The organism is Pseudomonas sp. PS02303 (assembly GCF_029959925.1).
In the GTDB taxonomy this organism is placed as follows: Bacteria; Pseudomonadota; Gammaproteobacteria; order Pseudomonadales; family Pseudomonadaceae; genus Aquipseudomonas; species Aquipseudomonas mandelii.
Window position 1 is genome coordinate 17,817 of the sequence record NZ_JASCOM010000041.1, and the last position, 20,184, is coordinate 38,000.

A 20,184-nucleotide genomic window follows, 5' to 3' on the forward strand; every position below is an offset into this window, starting at 1 on the left:
CTATGAGCATGTACATCGTGACCGGCGGCACCCAGGGCATCGGTGCCGTCACCGTAGAGCAGTTAATCGGCCAGGGCATGTCAGTGGTGTTCACTGGACGTGACGTCGATGCGGGAGAGCAGCTGTCCCAGCGCCTGCCGGGCAGCACGTTCGTGGCGGGCGACGTGCGGCAAGAGGCCGACTGTCAACGCGTCGTCTACCGCGCACTGGAACTGGGTAACGGCTCCTTGCAAGGTCTGGTCAACAACGCCGGCATGGCCGGGCGCAAGGCGCTCACACAGACCTCACAACTGGAATGGGACACGATGTTCGAGGTCAACACCCGCTCGGCATTTTTCTTCATCAAGCACGCCTTGCCCGGCTTGCAGGCGGGTCATGGAGCGGTGGTGAATGTGTCGTCGATCGCCGGCAAGACCGGCGAAGAGGGACTGGCCACTTACTGCGCCAGCAAGGCGGCCTTGATTGGCATGACGCAGGCGCTGGCCCTGGAATATGGCGCAAGCGTACGGTTCAACGCGGTGTGCCCCGGTCAGATCGCCACGCGCATGATGGACGCGATCATGAAGGACGCACCTCGTCTGGCTGCCCTGACCGCAAGGATTCCCGTAGGCCGCCTGGCCGCGCCCGAAGAAGTGGCCCAGGCGATTTGCTGGTTGCTGTCGCCAGCGTCCAGCTACGTCAACGGTACGGTGTTGACGGTGGACGGTGGTGAAACGGCAGGGCTGAGAACCCCTCCGAGTCACGCACCGCAAGTTTCCCGCTAACAATCAAATGGGGAAGCGAGCGTGCTCGCTCCCACAGGGAAGGCGGAGCCTAGATGTTTTTCTCGTCGATCCCAGCTTGTAACGATTGGCTGTCGTAATGACCGCCCAGGGTGACCGGACCGAGTTTGACGCTGTGCTCACCCGGGGTTGTAACGACCGGTTTACCGGCTTCACCCGCTGCCTTTTCAGGCAAATCCAGACCGGCGTTGACCCCGTAATCACGGTTGCTCACGGTGGCAGTGGTGACTTTGGAACCACCGAGACCCACGCGGCCGTCAGTCGATGCAATCCGTGCACCGCTCAGTTGCGTGGCGCCGCCCACCTTCAGATTCACACCCTGGCTGCCACTGATACCGGAAGCCTGGCCGACGCTGTCCTTATGCGCGTAACCGCCATCTAGTTTCATTGTCGGCTTGTAGTCAGTCCCGCCCGGTTTGGTGTTCTCGGCCACTTTGTCCTTGTCGGCTGGTGCAGCCTTCTTGCCTGTCAGGCCGAGGTCAACATCAACCTTGGCGCTAGTCTGGCTGTCCTGGCGACTTTCCACGCTCAGGTCACCGCCGACCTTGCCGCTGACGGTCGTCGCATCAATCCGCGCACCCGCCAGACGAGTATCACCCACGCTGTTCAACACCACGTTGTCAGCCTTGATCTGGCTGTTCTGCTGGGTCGTGCCTTGCAGGTAATCCACACCGACCTTAGCCCCGGCATTGAAGCCGTGATCACTTGTGGCGACGTTCTTTTCATCCGCGACGACCGGTGTGCTGTTGCTCAGGTTGCCGCCGGCATTCAGTGCCCCATTCCAGTTTGTGCGGTTCTGTGTGGACTCGGCCGACGCCTGGAGGATGCCGCCGCTCTGCGCATCGAGGCTGACGCTCGGGGCGCTGACCTGGGTGCCTTGCAGGTGGATCGCGTCACCACCGAGGGCGATGTTGCCCTGGCTGTTGAGCTGTCCACCGGTCAAAGTCCGTGTCGTTTCGTTGACCCGACCGATGTTGAAGTTGCCGCTCACGTTGCCGCCCTGGTCAGCACTTATCTCCGTGCTGGTTTTGCTGCCGCCCACCCTGAGGCCGCCGCCGAGGTTGCTGCCGGTTGCGGTGTGGGTGTCGGTTGCCGCTTGCAGATCGAGTTGGCCGCCAGCCTTCAGGTCAATGCTGCCCCGCGTGTCGACCTTCGTCCCTTGCAGGATCTGATTGCCACCGCTGCTCAACAGCACCGGACCTTTACCCTGAATACTCGACACCTGCGCCTGGCTGTCCCGGGTTTGTTTGCCGGTGTGATCGAGCTGGAAACCCGCACCCAGATCGACATTGGTGCCGTTGGTGCCCGGCGCAGTGCCGACGTTCAACGAGCCGTTGCCGCGTAGGCTGGTGGTGTCGTTGCTCTGGCGGTCAGTGGCCTGATTCAGCGCCAGGTCACCGCCGGTCTTGATCAAGACACCGCCCTGCCCGCCATCGAAATGGCTGCCTTCGAACTGACCATCGCCACGCAGGTTGATGGTCACCCCTGTGCTGCCGGCATAGCTGCCGACGACAGCGGTGGACGTGTCCTTGCGCGTCTGGCTGCTGCCACCCGCACCGCTGCCGGCGACGTTCACGTCCTCACCGGTCTTGGTATAGACCCGCACGTCAGCCTTGGCGTCCAGCGCCTGATCGGTGCTGCGGCGGGTGTTATTCGCGGCGGTCGCCACCAAGGTATCGGCGTTGATGTTGACCTTGCCCGCGCTCGCCTGGTACTGAGCGCCCTGATCCTGCAACGTCCCGGCCACGTTCATCTCCACGGTGCCGCCCTTGAACTGGCTGACCACGGCGGTGCTGGTTTGCTCGGTATGGCTGGCGTTCTGATGACCGATCGCAACGTCGATGCCGACGTTGGGTTGACCGAGATTGGCCAGCGCATCCTTGTCCGGCACCTTGCTGGCCAGCACATCCTTGACCGCTCCGGCGATCGGCCGGGCGATGTCCTTGTACTCGACGTTGGCGCCGATGTCCGCCGACCAGTTGCTGTCGTTGTGGGTGCTGCTGTCGGTGTTGTGCGCAGCGCGATTGTCCACCTCGACGGCAGCGACATTCAGGCCTTTGCCGGCATCCAGACGCGCGCCTTCGGTGGTCAGTTTGCCGGTGTTGATGTTCAGGTTGCCGCTGCTCTGCACGCCGGTGGTTTGCGCGGTGGTTTTGCCGGTGGTGTCTTGCGAGGTGGAGTGCGCGAAATCGATGCCACTGCCGGCGCGGTCGAGGCCGCCGGTGTAGTAGAAGCCGCCGCTGGTGCCGGTTTTATCGGTCGAGGTGCTGTGGCTGTTCTGCTCGGCCAGCAGCGAGACGTTTTTGCCGGTCAGTATCGCGTCGCCGTGTGTGGCGTTGACCTCGGCGCCTTTGAGCGTCAGGTCGCCGCCCGCCGCCAGTTGCACAGTGCCGCCGCTGAGGCTTGAGCCCTGCTGCTTGATGTCGTTGCCGGTCACGGTTTGCTGCGTGTCTTCGTAATGCACACCGGCACGATACTGCCCGGCGTCCGGGCTGTTTTCCCTGGCGTAGGCATCGAAGCCACGCGTCTCGGTGGTTGTGCTGCTGTCGCGAGTGTCTTGCGCGGAATGCACCTTCACATCCCCCGCCGCGTCAACACTCAGGTTGCCGCCAGCCTTGACCGTGGAACCGGCCACCTCAATGTCCTTGGCGCTCTTGAGCCTAAGGTTGCTGTCCGAGGTCAGCTCGCTGCGCACCGTGCTGCTGTCCTTGGCGTTCTGCCGGGTTTCGTCCTTGGTGATGCCGAAGAACTTGCTGTCTTTGTCGTGGCTATTGGTGTGAGAAGTGTCCTGTACGCCATCGATCACCAGCGAACCCTTGTCGCTGATGACGCTCGATTCGGTGCCGCCGCGTACCTGGCTGCCGCTGATCCGCACGTCGTCCGCCTTGACGATCAACTTGCCGGCCGCGTTGATTTTGCTGCCCTGGTTCTGGGTCTTGCCCTGATCGGCGTCGCCGGTCTTGCCAAAGAAACCGCCGCCCACCAGATCGCCCGAGTAACGGTTGTCGCTGGTGCGCTGAGTGCGGCTCGCACTGGTGATTTCCACCTGTTTGCCCGCGAGGTGGATGTCAGCGGCGCTGCTCAACTCAGCCCCTTCGGAACGCAATAACGCGGCGGTCTGCAGGGCGATGTTGCCGCCCTCCAAGTGGCTGGTGATGCTGCGCTGCTCTTCGCTGCTGGTGTTCCAATCGGCTTTCCACAAGTGTTTGCGGTGGTTGCCCTGATCGGTCTGGGTGTGGCTTTCGGTGGCGGCGCTCAGGCGTAAATCGCCGCCGCTTTGCACGCTCAGATTGTTCGCCGCTTTGACCTTGGCCGCTTTCAGTTCAGTGTCACCCGCGGACGACAATTGCGCGTCGCGGCTGGCGAGAATCTGGCTGCCGTGCTGGCGTGAATCGCTGTCGGTCTGCGTACGGTCGTAGGTTTCCCAAGTGATGCCGATGGTGCTGTTGTTCCAGTTTTCGCGCTTCTCCTGGAGACGGCGGCTTTCGACGGTGCTCAAGGTCAAGTTGCGTCCGGCGTCGAGTTTGACGTCGCGACCACTGACGTCGGCGGCGGCCAGGGTCAGGTCCTTGCCACTGTGCAAGCGGACGTCACCCTGGCTGCTGCGAACGCCTGCCCGGATTACCTCAAGACTGTCGGGGACGGCTTGGCCGCTGATGCTCAAATCCCCTGCAGAGTGAATCTGCACGCCCTCGCGACCCGCGACCTGCACCGGCCCGACCCGCACGCCGGCGCCTTCAGCGGTGCTGACGATGTTGATGCGCCCCGCTTGCATGGCGCCAAACAGGCTGGCGTCGATGCGGTGGTCGGTGGTGTTGCCGGCCGGGTCCACGGTTTTCACCTGGCCCGAGGCGTAATCCACCTGATTGCGGCCGACGGTGAGGTTCAGTTGATCCCGAGCGTTGACGTTGCCCTGGCTGTCGATGCGCGGGGCGATCAGGTTGATCGAGCCCTCACGGTTTTGCAGGCCCGCGCCCTGAATCTGCAACGTCCCGGTGGCCTCACGGGTGCTCAGGGCTTGCAGCTTGCCGTCGTTCAATTCGGGACGGCCGACCACCAGATTGGCGTTGGGTGTGTTGATGAAACTGCCGCCGTTCACCGAGATGCCGTTGGGGTTGGCCAACACATAATCGGCGGCGCGGCCGAAGATTTCCTGGGCACCGTTGATGGCCGAGGCGTTGCGGCTGACCACTTCGTTGAGGATCACGCTCGCGGCCTGACCCTGGAGCTGCGGGTTGGCGGCCAGTTGCCCGGCGAGTTGGGATTGCCCGGCCTGCAAGGCGTTGTTCAACACCAGGCCCTGGCGATCGACGTTGTAGTCGAGGAACTGGTTATGCGACAGGCCCGAGCCGTTGGGTGCAACGATATTGACGATCGGCACGCCGCCCTGGGTTTGCAGTTGTGCGGTGCCGCCGGGGCCCGGTGCGACCACCACGCCACCCGCGAGGGCGTTTGGCAGATGGGCAATCAGGAACAGGCTGGCAATCGCCCAGCGCAGTTTTCCCCGAGGGGAAAGATGGAACGCAAATGTTTGTTCAGGCATAGGAACCTCTCAATAAAAGTGCGGCATCACGTTGCGCGTTGGGATGATTGCCGAGGCTGTCGCGCACAGGTCCGACGGCTGAATGTGTGTCGGGTGAGTCGGTGGTCATATCTGCACCCCCACGCGCATCAGCCAGGTTTCTGGCTCATGCCTTAAACCGCTGGGGGTGTTGAGGCTGCGTTGGTAATCGACGTCCACTTGCAGGTTTTTCCAGCTCAGGTTGACCCCGGCGCTGGCCCCGCTCAGGCGTTGCCCCTGGGTGCCGTGGTCGGCCTTGATCCAGCCGTTGTCCAGCCCCAGGCGCGGAGTGACTTGCACCGGCCAATCGCTGCGCAACGGCAGGCGCAAGGTGTTGCGCCAGATCGCGCCGCTGGCACCGGACGCACTGTTGACCCGGTAACCGCGCACGGCGGAATCATCGGTGCCGAGCAGTTGTTCGATGGCCGGCAGCGGATCGGGGCTGTACTGAATGTTCAACTGGCTTTGCCACTGCCATGTCTGCTGACCAAACTGGCCGTTTCGCCATTGGCTGAGACCGGCGCGGTACTTGCGAAACTGCGCCTTGGGCAGGTCGTTGACCTGACGCTGGGCATCGTCATCGGCACCGAACCAGCGCAGGCCCTGGGCGTAATTGACGTCCAGGTTCCACACGGCGCTGTTGAGCCAGAACAGGTTCAAACCGGCTTCGGCCACGGTCAGGGTCGGGCTCTGGATACCGAGGCGAATGTTCTCCAGATAACTGTCGACGTCCTTGTGGGCCAGTTGCAGGTTGGCGCTGAACTGATGGCTCTGATCGCGCCACAACACCCGGTCGGCGCGCATGCTGAGCTGGTCGGTGATGCCGCTGCTGTGGAATTTCAGGGTGCTGAGCTTGAACGGCGCGCGGTATTCGGCATGGCTGGCGAATACGCTGTAGGTCCAGTAACCGTAGGGAATGGCGTAATAAACGCTGGCGTTGCGGCTGTAGCGATCACCGCGATTGAGGGTGTCACTGGCACTCACGTTGAGGGCGTCATTGAGCTCCAGCGGACTGTCGAGGCTCAGGCTCAGGGTGTCGCGATCACGCCCGGTGCTGGCGCTGCCGAGGTTGTCGACGCCCAGGCCCAACGCCCAGCGAGACTGGCCGCTGCTGCGCGAACGCAGGATGATCCGCGAGGCGCCGGGCTGCGAGCCGGGGGCTATATCGGCCGTCAGGTCAAGCGAACGCAAGCGGTTCAACTGATCCAGGCCTTGCTCAAGATCGCGCAGGTACAGCGGCTTGCCGAGCATTCCGGGGAAGGCGCCACCGAGGGACACCGGCAGGCGCTGGTCGGCCAGTTCGATGGACTCGACGTAACCTTCATCGACCACGATATCCAGCGATTGCCCGGCGACCGGAGCACTGCGCAGGTAGGGCCGACTGGCGATGTACCCCGCGTCCACATACAGACCGGTAATGGTCGCCAGCAGATGGTTAATCTGGCCGACGCCCATGCACGACGACAGTTGCGGCTTGATCCGCTCGTCGAGAGTCTTGCTGCTGATCAGGGTGACGCCACCGACACGCGTGCCACTTAGGGGCCAGCAACGTTCATCGGCGGGCACACTGGCGGGGACGGCCGGCGCGACCGGCGCAGGACCAAAGCTGCCGCGCTCCAGTTGCCGGCGACGCTGCTCCAGTTGCAGCTGTTGCAGATCGCGCTGTTGCTGTTGTTGCTGGCGCAGCACTTCCTGGCCTGGGGCGGAAGGCTCTGCCGCCTGGAGTGCAGAAGCACTCAGGCTCAACAACGAAGCCAACAACAGCGTGCAAGGCGAGCAACAACGGCGAGGCACAACGCGAAACGAATACGGCACTCAACATCCCTGTCATCATCAAATGGCTTAATGCCACCCCATCAATGCGAGTGATAGTCAGATCGTTCCTACGCAAATGCAAGACGCGTCCTACAACGCTTACATTTCTTAAACAATTGGTTTCCTTGTCGTTCCTGTTCGTTCCCGCTGTCATCGCCCTGACGACTGGCAACAGAAATCATTTGCCACGAAATATTACCTACGTCATATTACATACGTAATAAAGATCCGTTTCCCATAGGTATTCACTCAATGACCAGCATGCCCAGCCTCGAACCCGACGTCGCTGTCCCGGTGAGCACACCCAAGTCTCCCCTGCTCAAACGGTTGGTCATGCTGACAGCGGCCATCGCTGCCCTGGTGTTTGCCGGGTTGTACGCGACGCATTGGTGGACCACCGGGCGTTTCATTGAAGAAACCGACGATGCCTATATTGGCGGCGACGTGACAGTGATCGGCCCGAAAGTCGCGGGGTACATCGAAGAAGTGCTGGTCACCGACAATCAGAAGGTCAAGGCCGGCGACGTGCTGATCCGCCTCGACGCCCGTGACTACCGCGCCAACCTGGCCAGGGCCGACGGCGCGGTGGCCGCCGAAGAAGCGTTGCTGGCCAACCTCGACGCCACCGAACAACTGCAACACGCGGTGATCGGCCAGGCCCGCGCCGGCATCGATGCCGCCGGCGCCGAAACCGCTCGCTCACGGGACGACAATGCGCGCTACAAAAAACTGGTTGGCAGTAATGCGGTCTCGGTGGAAAGCGCCCAACGCGCCGACGCGACGTTCAAAACGGCTCAGGCCCTCAGTTCGAGGGCCCAGGCCGAACTGCTGGCGGCGCAGCGGCAGCTCAACGTGATCGCAACGCAAAAGCAGCAGGCCCGTGCCGCGCTGATGCAGGCCCACGCCGAACGTGATCTGGCGCAACTGAACGTGGATTACACCGAACTGAAGGCCCCAGTGGACGGCGTAATCGGCAATCGTCGGGCGCGGGTCGGCGCTTATGCCCAGGCCGGTTCGCAACTGCTGTCGGTGGTACCGTCCAGTGGCCTGTGGGTCGATGCCAACTTCAAGGAAGATCAACTGGCGCGCATGAATCCGGGGCAGCGGGTGGTTATTCATGCCGACGTGCTTTCCGGGCAGGAATTTCATGGTCATCTGGACAGCCTCGCGCCGGCCAGTGGCTCACAGTTCAGCGTGCTGCCGCCGGAAAACGCCACCGGCAACTTCACTAAAATCGTTCAGCGGGTGCCGGTGCGCATCGTGCTTGATCCGGCCGATGGCGTGCTCGGCCACCTGCGTCCGGGCCTGTCGGTCACCGCCGAAGTGGACACTCGCAAGGAACCTGCAACCCCGGCCGTGGCCCGCGCGTCATGAGCCGCGCCCTCGCCGCCCCCGCGCAACCGTTCAATGCCGCGAACATGGCGACGGCGACCAAGGTTTTCGCCTTTGCCTCCATGTGTATCGGCATGTTCATCGCGCTGCTGGATATCCAGATCGTCTCCGCTTCGCTGCGTGACATCGGCGGCGGACTCTCGGCCGGCACCGATGAAACGGCGTGGGTGCAAACCAGTTACCTGATTGCCGAAATCATCGTGATCCCACTGTCGGGTTGGCTGTCGCGGGTGTTCTCGACGCGCTGGCTGTTTTGCGCTTCTGCGGTGGGATTCACCTTGGCCAGCCTGCTCTGCGGCGCGGCCTGGAACATCCAGAGCATGATCGCCTTCCGTGCCCTGCAAGGCTTTCTCGGTGGTTCGATGATCCCGCTGGTATTCACCACCGCGTTCTTTTTCTTCACCGGCAAACAACGGGTGATCGCGGCCGCGACCATCGGCGCAGTGGCTTCGCTGGCACCGACCCTGGGGCCGGTGATTGGTGGCTGGATCACCGACATTTCATCCTGGCACTGGCTGTTCTACATCAACCTGGTGCCGGGGATTTTCGTCGCGGTGGCAGTGCCGATGCTGGTGAAAATCGACCAGCCGGAACTGTCGCTGCTCAAGGGTGCCGACTACTTGAGCATGGTGTTCATGGCGCTGTTTCTCGGTTGCCTGGAATACACCCTCGAAGAAGGTCCGCGCTGGAACTGGTTCAGCGACAGCACAATTTTGACCACGGCATGGATCAGTGGCCTGGCCGGCCTGGCTTTCATCGGGCGAACCTTGCATGTGGCCAACCCGATCGTCGATTTGCGCGCCTTGAAGGACCGCAACTTCGCCCTCGGTTGTTTCTTCTCGTTCGTCACCGGGATCGGCCTGTTTGCCACCATTTACCTGACGCCGCTGTTCCTCGGCCGGGTGCGCGGCTACGGTGCGCTGGACATTGGTCTGGCAGTTTTCTCCACCGGAGTGTTCCAGATCATGGCGATTCCGCTGTACGCCTTTCTGGCCAATCGCATCGACCTGCGCTGGATCATGATGAGCGGCCTTGGTCTGTTCGCGCTGTCGATGTGGGATTTCAGCCCGATCACCCATGACTGGGGGGCCAAAGAACTGATGCTGCCGCAAGCCTTGCGCGGAATCGCCCAGCAACTGGCCGTGCCGCCAGCGGTGACATTAACCCTCGGCGGACTGGCGCCGGCACGGCTCAAACATGCCTCGGGGCTGTTCAACCTGATGCGAAACCTGGGGGGCGCCATCGGCATTGCCGCGTGTGCGACCATCCTCAACGACCGCACCAACCTGCACTTCACCCGGTTGGCGGAAAACCTCAACAGCACCAACGAAGCGCTGAACCAATGGCTGTCCCAGGTCGGCAATAACTTCGCCGCCCTCGGCCAGAGCGGCGACGCCGGCGTCACCGCCAGCCTGCATCAACTCTGGCTGCTGACCTACCGCGAAGCCCAGACCCAGACCTACGGCGACGCCTTTCTGATGATTATGGTGTGCTTCATCATAGCCACGGCGATGGTGCCCTTGATGCGCAAGGTGCAGCCACCGGCCGCGCCGTCAGCAGACGCTCACTGATCAGGCTTGAGGCATTTTGCGGAAACCCACCGCCAGGCGATTCCAGGCGTTGATGGTGGTAATGGCCACGGTCAGGTCGACCAATTCCTTCGGGCTGAACTCGGACGCCGCCAGTTCGTAGTCCTCATCCGGCGCGTGAGTCTGGCTCAGCAGCGTCAGGGACTCGGTCCACGCCAGCGCCGCACGTTCACGCGGGGTGAAGAACGGCGTTTCCCGCCAGGCCGACAGTGTGTACAGACGGCGCTCGTCTTCACCGCCCTTGCGCGCATCGGCGCTGTGCATGTCCAGGCAGAAGGCGCAGCCGTTGATTTGCGAGGTGCGCAGCTTGACCAGTTCGATCAGAGTCTTTTCCAGCGGCAGCTTCGAAACCGCGCCTTCCAGCGCGATCATGGCTTTGAGTGCGTCAGGGGACGCGGTGTAGAAATCGAGGCGAGGTTTCATGGTGGACTCCAATACCAAATGGGGGTGGAGCCAAGTTAATCCCCCACACCCCTCTCACAAATAACCAATATCACCAAAGTCAAGGAGACCATTGGATGTGCCGATGATGGATTGGCGAGCTGAAACGCGGTTTGCCTGCTCACGAACCGCGCAGTGCTCATCCCCGAAGATCCCTACGCCCGACTGCGCAACCAGCGCAAAAATCCTTTCTTCTCCACCACCTTCGGCACTTCCTGGGTCAGGGCCTGCGCCTTGTGCAAGCGGAAATCCAGCAACGCCGTCATCGCTTCGCTGATGTCATGACGCGCATCCAGGCACGGTTTGAGGTAGTCCTTCTCGATGCGATACAAGCTGCAGGCGGTCTTGGCGCTGAACTCCGCCGGCAGCGCGGTATCGGACAAAATCCCGCCCTCGCCGATCACCTCGCCCGGGCCCATGCGCCCGGATTCGAACTTGACCCCGCCCCGGCTCAACTGCACCGAGACCACACCCGATTCGATGATAAACAGGTGATCGCTGACCTCACCCGCCGGCAGGATCATGTCACCGGCGCGGAAGGTTTGCAGGGTCATGTTCTGGCTGAAGGTGTCTTTCTCTTCCTGACGCAGGGTCGAGAAAATGTTCGAACTGTCCAGCAACGCCCGTGGCCGTGACAGGACGGCAGGCGCGTTGGACTCGACGCTCGACAACAGGCTGACACCAGACGCCTGCAAGTGCCGGTACGCCAGGTCGAACAGCAGATTGCGCACCATGCGTTTCTGATCCATGGAGACCACGAAGCCACTGATTTCGTACTCCACGCCACTGGCGCTCGAGCCTTTCAACGCCACACTTGGTGCCGGTTTGCTCAGCAGATAACGGCAACCCTGCATCGCCCGCTCCAACGCGTCGAGCACCGTTTGCGGGCGCGCGTGCGGGCTCAGTTGCAGGCTGATCGAGACGCCGAACATATCGCTCGGCCGGCTGAAATTGATGATCTTGGCCTTGGCCGCCAGCGAGTTGGGAATCACCACCATGCTGCCCTGGGACGTTTGCAGGCGCGTGGCGCGCCAATCGATGTCGGTGACCCGGCCTTCGGTGCCGTCGATGGAGATCCAGTCATCCAGTTGATAGGGTTTGGTGGTGTTGAGGACGATCCCGGAGAACACATCGCTGAGGGTGCTTTGCAAGGCCAGGCCGACGATGATCGCCAACGCACCGGAGGTCGCGAGCACGCCTTTGACCGGCAGTTCGAGCACATAGGCCAGGGCGGCGATGACGGCGATCAGAAAGATCACCGCACCGAGCAGATCCTGCAGCAACCGCCCCGTGTGCCCGACCCGTTGCATCATCACTGCACCGATCAACACCGTCAGGGTGCGCGCGCCGAACAGCCACCAGCCGATCTGCAACCCCGTGGCCGCCAGGTGCAGCGGTACGTTATCGGCCCAGGGTGCCGGCTCCAGCGGGTTCATGCCTTCGTTGAACAACAAGACGCTGAACAGCGCAAAAATCACCAGCCGCACGACCAGTTTCCAGTTGCTGCCGTTGGCACTGATCAAGCGCCACAAGCCGAGATCAATCAGGATCAGGACCAGCGCGCTGATCAAGGGGTGATTGGTAAGCAGTGACAGCATCAAACAACTCCAGCCATGTACGGATGGGCACAGTGTAGGAGTAAATGCGGATCTGATAACACCTCAAAAAACTGCGGGATGAGTGTTGGCACAGCCCAGCGTCAAGACAATGAGCTCAACCGCTCATCTGGCCGAAACGGCCCGACTGGAAGTCAGCAAAGGCCTGATGAATCTCTTGCTCGCTGTTCATCACGAACGGGCCATGACCGACAATCGGTTCGTCGATCGGGTCGCCGCTGAGCAGCAACACCACGGCGTCATCATTGGCTTCCAGGCTGAGCTGATGGCCATCGCGTTCGAACAACGCCAACTGCCCTTCGCGCATAAGTTCCAGGCCGTTGACCTCAACCGTGCCGCGCAACACCACCAGCGCGGTGTTACGGCCTTCATGCAGGTCGAGGGTCAACAACTTGCCGCCGTTGAGGCGCAGGTCCCAGACGTCGATCGGCGTGAACGTGCGCGCCGGACCGGTGTGCCCCTCAAACTCGCCCGCGATCAAGCGCAAGCTGCCAGCCTTGTCCTTGAGCGGGAGGTTCGGGATGTCGCCATCGAGAATCGTCTGGTAACCGGCATCGGCCATTTTGTCCCTGGCCGGCAGGTTGACCCACAGCTGCACCATTTCCAGGGTGCCGCCGGTCCTGGCGAACTCTTCGGAGTGAAATTCCTCGTGGAGAATCCCCGACGCCGCGGTCATCCATTGCACATCGCCGGGGCCAATCCTGCCGCCGCTGCCGGTGGAGTCGCGGTGCTCCACTTCGCCCTTGTAAACGATGGTCACGGTTTCGAAACCGCGGTGCGGATGCTGACCCACGCCACGACGCTCGGTGGTCGGGGTGAATTCGGCGGGGCCAGCATGATCGAGCAGCAAAAACGGGCTGATGTGTTTGGCCAGGTTGTCATAGGAAAACAGTGTGCGAACCGGGAAACCGTCGCCGACCCAGTGGGTGCGCGGGCTGGTGTAAATACCGATGATGTTTTTCATCCTGCCTCCAAATTCGTTGTTTGACGCAATGGACTCAGCTTAAGACCGAACGCTTCAATCCACTAGACGGCAAAAATCAGCCTGAGCGTTCTACCTGGAGAACGATGGCAAAGGTTTCGACAGGGCCGGTAATCGGCGAGGAGTTGCGCCTGGGCGATAGCGTGTGACGACTCGACACGCGGGGCTGGCGGAGTTTTTATTTCGGACATAATATCGATCGGAATTACAACCATAATATCCGCTCTCGTTCGAGGAACTCATCATGCAAAGCCCCACCCGCGAAGCCACCCTCGCCCAATGGATCGCCCAGGAACAGGCCATGCGCTCGCGTCTGGCCGGACCGGGCAGCCTGTCCATGGCTGAGGTCAGCGCGCTGTCACCCGCCGAGTTTTTCCAGGGTATCGGCGACGGCGCACTGCCTTCACCGCCTATCGGCGCCTTGATGGATTTCATCCCCATCGAATGGTCGGCCGGGCTCTTCATTTTCCAGGGCACGCCGGATTCGCGGCACTACAACCCGCTGGGCAGCGTGCATGGCGGCTACGCGGCGACCTTGCTGGATTCGTGCATGGGCTGCGCGATTCATACACAGCTCAAGAAGGGCCAGGGGTATACGACGCTGGACTTGCGCATCAGCTACGTCCGGGCGTTGACCGGCGCCAGCGGACCGGTCCGGGCCGAAGGGAAAATTGTGCATCTGGGCCGCTCCACCGCCCTGGCCGAGGGGCGGATTTATGATGTGGATGGGCGGCTGTATGCGACGGGGTCGACGACTTGCATGATTCTTGAGGCTCGGGGGTAAATTCCGAGACCGAGTTGTGGCCATCGCGAGCAGGCTCGCGCCTACAAACGCAACGCCGCCCCTGTAGGAGCGAGGCTTGCCCGCGAAGACGGCAGACCAGACACCCTCAATCCTCCAGGCGGCCCCCCGATTCATGACTTGCGGTAAACATTGCTTTGCCCATCCAGCGGTTTTTCCCAGGGAGGCAGCCGGGGATACTCCTGTCCATTCCCACTGCAACCCTTGGAGTCATTGATGTCTATTCCCGCATTCGGTCTTGGTACCTTTCGCTTGCAAGGCCAAGTGGTCATCGATTCGGTGAGCACCGGCCTCGCGCTGGGTTACCGAGTGATCGACACCGCGCAAATCTACGAAAACGAAGCCGAGGTCGGCGAGGCCATTGCCGCCAGCGGTATCGCCCGTGAAGAATTGTTCATCACCAGTAAAATCTGGATCGCCAATTTCGCCAAAGACCGGTTGATCGACAGCCTCAAAGAGAGCCTGCGCAAACTGCAGACCGATTACCTGGACCTGACGCTGATCCACTGGCCGTCCCCGGACGATCAAGTGCCGGTCGAAGAGTTCATGGGCGCCTTGCTCGAAGCCAAGCGACTGGGCCTGACCCGGCAGATCGGCGTCTCCAACTTCACCGTCGAGCTGATGCAAAAAGCGATTGCAGCGGTCGGTGCCGAGAACATCGCGACCAACCAGATCGAGCTGCACCCGTACCTGCAGAACCGCAAGGTCGTTGAGTTTGCCCGGCGCCAGGGCATCCAGATCACGTCCTACATGACCCTGGCCTACGGCGAAGTGTTGAAAGACCCGGTCATCCAGCAAATCGCCGCTCGTCTTCAGGCTACCTCGGCCCAAGTCACGCTGGCCTGGGCCATGCAGTCGGGGTACGCGGTTATCCCCTCTTCCACCAAACGCGCCAACCTGCAAAGCAATCTGAAAGCCTGTGACCTGCAGTTGAGCGAAGCCGACATGGCGTTGATCGCCAGCCTGGATCGCGGCCATCGATTGACCAGCCCCAAAGGTATCGCGCCGCACTGGGATTAAGTGTCAGCCCGTCTCAAGGCTCTGATCGAGACTTCGCATGGCGTCCTGCAATTGATCGACGGCTTCGTCGATCGATGTCGCACGACCTTCGGCGCAGGCACGTTCCAGCGCCTTGCACCTTTCGATCAACCGTTGGGCACGGACCATGCGCGCACCGCCCTTGATACGGTGCGCCAGGTCTCGCAGCCCCGGGAGATTGTTGTCGGCGTGTGCTTGAAGCAGATGTTCGCGGTCGTTGCGATTGGTTATTGCCAGTTCACGCAGCAATTGATTGATCAACGTCCGGTCTTCCCCGACGTATTGCTCCAGCTCGCTCAAATCGATCTCGGATGATGGGGGTTGTTCGTTCGTCGTCTCTGCAAACCGATCGGCCAACCAACTACTCAGATCCGCCAGCCGAATCGGCTTGAACAGACAATCGTCCATGCCCGCTTCCAGGCACCGGACCTTTTCCTCAGGCTGCGCATTGGCGGTAAAACCCAGGATCAGCGTCGGCAGCAGGCCATATGCGCGCTCTTCATCGCGTATCTCACCGGTCAATTCATAACCGCTGAGCTTCGGCATATTGCAGTCAGTGATGACCACATCAAATTCGTGTGTACGCCACAGTTCCAGCCCTCGCTCGCCCTCTTCGGCCTCCATCACGCGATGCCCCAGGTAGCTCAGCTGGCTTGAGAGCAACAGGCGATTGGCCGGGTAATCGTCAACCACCAGAATGGTCAGTGGCCGCGTGGGTATCGGTGATCCGCTGTCGGCTGATGCACAGGGTGGTAACGGCTTCAACGCCATCAGCGAAAGGCTGATATCGACTTGCGAGCCTTGGCCGAGGACGCTGCGCAGCACCAGCCGCCCCCCCATCATTTCGCACAACGCCTGACTGATCACCAACCCCAGCCCGGACCCCATGCTCGCGGATTGCTGGCTGTTACCGGCCTGAACGAACGGACTGAACAAGCGTTTCTGGTCAGCTGCGCTGATGCCGATGCCGGTGTCTTCAATGCGCACATTGACCCCCAGATGCCCTGACAATCCGGACACCACACTTAACGTCAAACTCACCTCACCCTCACGGGTGAACTTGATCGCGTTGCTCAACAGGTTGGACAGCACCTGCTTGAAGCGCGTGGGGTCGATCAGCACCTCACGGTCGCTGCGCGGGTCCAGATCGACGCGCCACGCCAAGTGCCTTTCCCGGGCAAGTCCTTCAAAGACCCGACAGATCGACGCCACCAGATCACGCAGATTGGCACGTTCGGGCGTCAGCGATAAACGCCCGGACTCAATGCGCGCGATATCCAGAATGTCGCCGATCAACGCCAGCAACTGCTGAGCAGCCGTAGCGGCGACCTCAAGGGATCGGCGATCGGCAACGCCCTCTTCAGCCCGCTTCCAGGCCATTTCCAGAAACCCGATCAGGGCACTCATCGGTGTGCGGATTTCATGGCTCATGGTTGCCAAAAAAGTGGTTTTGGCACGGTTGGCATCGTCCGCAACGTCCTTGGCCTGCTGCAACTGCTGCAGCCACTGCTGGCGTTGGCGAATTTGCCGACGCTGCCAGGCGATCCATCCCAAGGCCAGCAACAACAACGCCCCGGCCGCCGCAAACCCCTGCAAAATAGCTCGCCGATGGCGCAGCCAATAACTGTCATCGACCACCGCATCACTGCTCCAGCGGGCGACCAGATCGTCCATTTCCTCGGGCGAAATGCTCAGCAAGGCCTTGTTCAAAATCGAGTTCAACACCGATTCATCACGGCCGGTTGCCATCGAGATGCGCGCCGGTTCATCGCCCACGGTACTGCTGATGCGTAAACGTCCCTGGTAATACCGGGCAATCAGGTAACGGGTCATGAACAATGAACTGAGCGCGGCATCGGCCTGTCCCTTCGCCACCGACTCCAGACCTTCGGCCGGGTTTTGTACGTCCACCATCTGCACCTGCGGTGACCGTGCCTGAATGAACGCGCGCATGGGGTGACGGGGATAAATCGCCAGGCGCTTACCGGCCAGATCGCCCAGCGTCTGTGGACTACCGGAGGTGGTCGCACTGACCAGCGTGTAGGGATTGACTGCATAGGACCGGGTAAAGTGCAGCCCGGATACGCCTTCGGTCGTGGGAATGATGGCGGGCAAGATGTCAATCTCGCCGGCCTTGAGTCGCTGGATCTGCTGGTCCAGGGATTGGCCTCGCAACACGTTGAAATTCAAACCGCTGCGCTGGCTGATGAGCGTCAGCATTTGCGCCGCCAACCCGCTGAATCGGCCCTCGGGATCGTAGAACGTCAAGGGCGCAAAATTCTCCACAACCCCCACATTGACCGTCGGATGCTGATCCAGCCAGCGCTGTTCACTCTCACTCAGATCCACGCGTTGCTGTCCCGCCACTTTCGCCCTGCCGGCGCTCCAGCGCTGCTCGATGATCGAGCGCTGCTCCATGGGGATCGCCACCAGCGCCTTGTCGATGAGGTCCTTCAGCGCCAGGTTGTCCCGAGCCAGCGCGAAGCCGAACGGGTTAGCGTCGAGGCTGGCCGGCCCCATCAGTTGAACGTCACTGAGGTAGTTATTGTTGATCAGGTAATTGGCGCTGAAGATGTCTACGAGGGATACGTCAACCTGCCCATACGCCACCGCCCCGAGCGCATCGAGCGTCGAAGGATAACGTTGCAGGCTGGCCTGGGGATAGAACGATTCAACGGTCTGCGCCGGCAGGTAATCATCGGCCATGGCAATGCGCTTACCCGCCAGATCCACGGGCATGTGCTCGTCCAGTCGGGTGACCAGCATCGGCTGGTCTTCAGCATAAGCGCTGGACAGGATCAGCTCGGGGTCGGCCAGTTCAAAGTTGTTCGAAGTGCCCAGCAGATCCAGTTCGCCGAATCTAAGCGCCTCCATGGCCGCTTCTCGGGTGACATAACGCAGCACTTCGATCTGTACGTTCAGCAGTTGCGCAACGAGTATGGCGTAATCGGCGGTGATGCCTTCCAGCTCGTCGTGATTGCGCGTCACTTCGAACGGCGGGTAGTCCGGTCCGCTCACCCCGAGGCGCAACACACGCTTGTTGCGCAGCCATTGCCGGTCTTGTTCATCCAGATCGACCGCGTAGCCCTCCACCGTGGAACGCCCCAGCAATTGCAAGCGCTCAGGCTCGCCGGCGATAGCCGATACCGCCGGCACGAGACATAACATGAGGCGCAGCAGCCATACACGCACGGTCAGGCGCACTCAGATCAGGTTATTGCGTATGGCGAAGTCCCGTAGATGCACTGCCGCCACAACCCCCAGTTTTATGACCAAGCGCGTTTTGTAGGTGCTGACGGTTTTGTGGCTCAGGTTCATGGCTTCGGCGATCGCTTTGTTGGAAAAGCCTCGGGCAAGGTATTGCAAGATGGTCAACTCGCGGTTGGACAGTGTATCGATCAACTTTTTTTCGCTGTGTTGCAGCGGGTTCATCGGTCTGGACAGCAACTGCGAAAAGTAGGTGTAGCCCGCCATCAACGCGTGCACAGCCTTTTGCAGTTGCTCCAGGCTGTTGTTTTTTGAGACATACGCCAACGCGCCGCCGCGCATGCATCGCTCCTGGAAAAACAGTGGATCGAGCGAGGTGAACACCAGCACTACGCATTTCCAGTCGCAGGCCTTGATTCGCTCCAGCAGGTCCAGGCCGTTGCCGCCGGGCATCACCAGATCCAGGATCAGCAGATCCACTTGTTGCTCACGGAGTGTGGTCAACGCTTCCCCAACGCTGGCCGCCTCATGAATCTGCTTGAAGCCTTCCCGCCCAAGTACAAGTTTCACTGCGGCGCGAACCACCGGATGATCGTCCACAATCATCGCTCTCTTCATGGCAACTCCCTGTGCAAAAACTCAACGAATGCCCGTCGGATAACGCCGGGGCAGACGCAACGGCTGCGCCAGGACTGTTGCATGGGAGAAAGGCAGAATCTACCTGTCAGAAATGACAGTACCGACGAACGGTATGCGGCAATCACCCGGCGTACCGCTGATTACGCTCCTGCGACGATGGATCAATGATCGCCAGCAACGTCTGAATACAGCGCAGATCAGGCAGCGCCGCGTGACTCACCTGAACCCTGGGTTGCGAGTGGGCCGGGATCGTCGGTAACTGTGCCCGTTGGCCGTCGAAAATCAGTGCGTGGCGAACCTGCCGGTTATCGAGAAAATAGCTGAGCAAATCCAGTTCGCCTGCCGCCAGCGCGGCATTGACGACCACCAGGTCGAACGGCTCGCAACCGTACTCGACCAGGGTCAGCATTGAAGCAAGGTCCTGCACCGGCGCCACGCGGTAATAATCGAGCTGATTGAACAGCCGCTCGATCAGCATCCGGTGAAAGTGTTGCTCGTCGGCGATCAAGATGCGCAAGGCTTTATTCGGCATCGTAGCCTCATGTGTGAATAGCTGATTTTTGAAGCGGCGAGGCTACGGGAGGCGCACAGATGTTTCTGTAGGACTTTTCCTAAAAAACCGCAGTTTCCGGCCATTACTGCCATCCAAACCGCCGAATGTAGAAACCCTTCACCGCCTGAGTCAGCCCCATGTACGCCAGCAGAATCAGCGGCAGGAACACGAAATACAGCGACGGCAACGCCTGAAGTTTGAAGTAGTGCGCCAACGGCCCCATCGGCAGGAATATCCCCACGGCCATGATGATCCCGGTCATGACCATCAACGGCATGGCTGCGCGGCTTTGCAGGAACGGGATTTTCGGCGTGCGGATCATGTGCACGATCAAGGTCTGGGTCAGCAGCCCGACCACGAACCAGCCGGACTGGAAGAGCGTTTGATGGACCGGGGTATTGGCGTCGAATACGTACCAGGTCCACGGCTGGCCGCGATCGGGATTTCCGCTGCTCGCTTATCGGCGAGACAACGGCAACAGGCTGCGCGTTATCTTGCCGGGAAGGTGCCGGTTATCGAAACCGGCCGACTACTGTCACTCGAACAAGTCCCCACTGAGGGTCTCCGCTATTGATGAAAACGCGCGATGCTTACGCCCCGATTTCTGGAGAGTAAACGAAGGAACGGCGGCGGGTGGGGGAATTGCGGGGTTCTTCAGGAAGGGTTCAGCTTTCAATATTTGTGGTGTTATTCAGGGCCCATCGCGAGCAGGCTCGCTCCCGCATCAGGCCTGCAAACACAGGTCCATTGTGGGAGCGAGCCTGCTC

The 20,184-nt window shown here is 61.1% G+C and carries 13 protein-coding genes and 1 pseudogene; 5 read left to right on the forward strand and 9 right to left on the reverse strand.

Features of this window, described 5'->3' with window-relative positions:
- Positions 1-2: 2 nt before the first annotated feature.
- Positions 3-764, forward strand: a complete 762-nt coding sequence (locus QMX98_RS12670) for an SDR family NAD(P)-dependent oxidoreductase (RefSeq protein ID WP_010458484.1) — start codon at positions 3-5, stop codon at positions 762-764.
- 49 nt (positions 765-813) lie between these two features.
- Here QMX98_RS12670 and QMX98_RS12675 read toward each other — a convergent pair whose 3' ends face one another.
- Both QMX98_RS12675 and QMX98_RS12680 read right to left on the reverse strand, forming a co-directional pair.
- Complete coding sequence (locus QMX98_RS12675; RefSeq protein WP_282410842.1) at positions 814-5,325, reverse strand: hemagglutinin repeat-containing protein; 4,512 nt, start codon at positions 5,323-5,325, stop codon at positions 814-816.
- A gap of 105 nt (positions 5,326-5,430) precedes the next feature.
- Entirely contained in the window at positions 5,431-7,158 is a 1,728-nt protein-coding gene (locus tag QMX98_RS12680; RefSeq protein WP_282410843.1) for a ShlB/FhaC/HecB family hemolysin secretion/activation protein, read from the reverse strand.
- A gap of 252 nt (positions 7,159-7,410) precedes the next feature.
- On the opposite strand from QMX98_RS12680, the gene QMX98_RS12685 reads away from it, so the two are divergent.
- Positions 7,411-8,532, forward strand: a complete 1,122-nt coding sequence (locus QMX98_RS12685) for an HlyD family secretion protein (protein WP_282410844.1) — start codon at positions 7,411-7,413, stop codon at positions 8,530-8,532.
- Positions 8,529-10,121 (forward strand): DHA2 family efflux MFS transporter permease subunit, encoded by a 1,593-nt coding sequence (locus QMX98_RS12690; protein WP_083374640.1) that lies wholly within the window; start codon positions 8,529-8,531, stop codon positions 10,119-10,121. Before QMX98_RS12685 ends, QMX98_RS12690 begins: the two co-directional genes overlap by 4 nt.
- On the opposite strand, the gene QMX98_RS12695 is transcribed toward QMX98_RS12690, so the two are convergent.
- The 3 genes from QMX98_RS12695 to QMX98_RS12705 all read right to left on the reverse strand — a co-directional run bounded on the left by QMX98_RS12695 (position 10,122) and on the right by QMX98_RS12705 (position 13,160).
- Entirely contained in the window at positions 10,122-10,562 is a 441-nt protein-coding gene (locus QMX98_RS12695; RefSeq protein ID WP_077748887.1) for a carboxymuconolactone decarboxylase family protein, read from the reverse strand.
- Between the two features lie 173 nt (positions 10,563-10,735).
- Complete coding sequence (locus tag QMX98_RS12700; RefSeq protein ID WP_010458478.1) at positions 10,736-12,178, reverse strand: mechanosensitive ion channel domain-containing protein; 1,443 nt, start codon at positions 12,176-12,178, stop codon at positions 10,736-10,738.
- A 115-nt stretch (positions 12,179-12,293) separates the two neighbouring features.
- Complete coding sequence (locus QMX98_RS12705) at positions 12,294-13,160, reverse strand: pirin family protein (protein ID WP_282410845.1); 867 nt, start codon at positions 13,158-13,160, stop codon at positions 12,294-12,296.
- Between the two features lie 262 nt (positions 13,161-13,422).
- Between QMX98_RS12705 and QMX98_RS12710 the strand changes: the two genes are divergently transcribed.
- Together QMX98_RS12710 and dkgB are read left to right on the forward strand one after the other, a co-directional pair.
- Positions 13,423-13,962, forward strand: a complete 540-nt coding sequence (locus QMX98_RS12710; protein ID WP_282410846.1) for a PaaI family thioesterase — start codon at positions 13,423-13,425, stop codon at positions 13,960-13,962.
- Between the two features lie 234 nt (positions 13,963-14,196).
- The gene (dkgB, locus tag QMX98_RS12715) at positions 14,197-15,000 is read left to right on the forward strand and encodes a 2,5-didehydrogluconate reductase DkgB (protein ID WP_282410847.1); all 804 of its coding nucleotides are present in this window, start codon (positions 14,197-14,199) and stop codon (positions 14,998-15,000) included.
- Positions 15,001-15,003: 3 nt separating this feature from the next.
- Here dkgB and QMX98_RS12720 read toward each other — a convergent pair whose 3' ends face one another.
- From QMX98_RS12720 to QMX98_RS12735, 4 genes and pseudogenes are all read right to left on the reverse strand, one after another.
- Positions 15,004-18,186 (reverse strand): transporter substrate-binding domain-containing protein, encoded by a 3,183-nt coding sequence (locus tag QMX98_RS12720; RefSeq protein ID WP_282410848.1) that lies wholly within the window; start codon positions 18,184-18,186, stop codon positions 15,004-15,006.
- Between the two features lie 36 nt (positions 18,187-18,222).
- The gene (locus tag QMX98_RS12725; RefSeq protein ID WP_042932214.1) at positions 18,223-18,843 is read right to left on the reverse strand and encodes a response regulator transcription factor; all 621 of its coding nucleotides are present in this window, start codon (positions 18,841-18,843) and stop codon (positions 18,223-18,225) included.
- Between the two features lie 142 nt (positions 18,844-18,985).
- On the reverse strand, positions 18,986-19,396 hold the full coding sequence (locus tag QMX98_RS12730) for a hypothetical protein (RefSeq protein WP_010458467.1): 411 nt from the start codon (positions 19,394-19,396) through the stop codon (positions 18,986-18,988).
- A 103-nt stretch (positions 19,397-19,499) separates the two neighbouring features.
- A pseudogene (locus tag QMX98_RS12735) lies at positions 19,500-19,835 on the reverse strand (cation transporting ATPase C-terminal domain-containing protein); the annotation flags it as partial.
- Positions 19,836-20,184 lie beyond the last annotated feature (349 nt).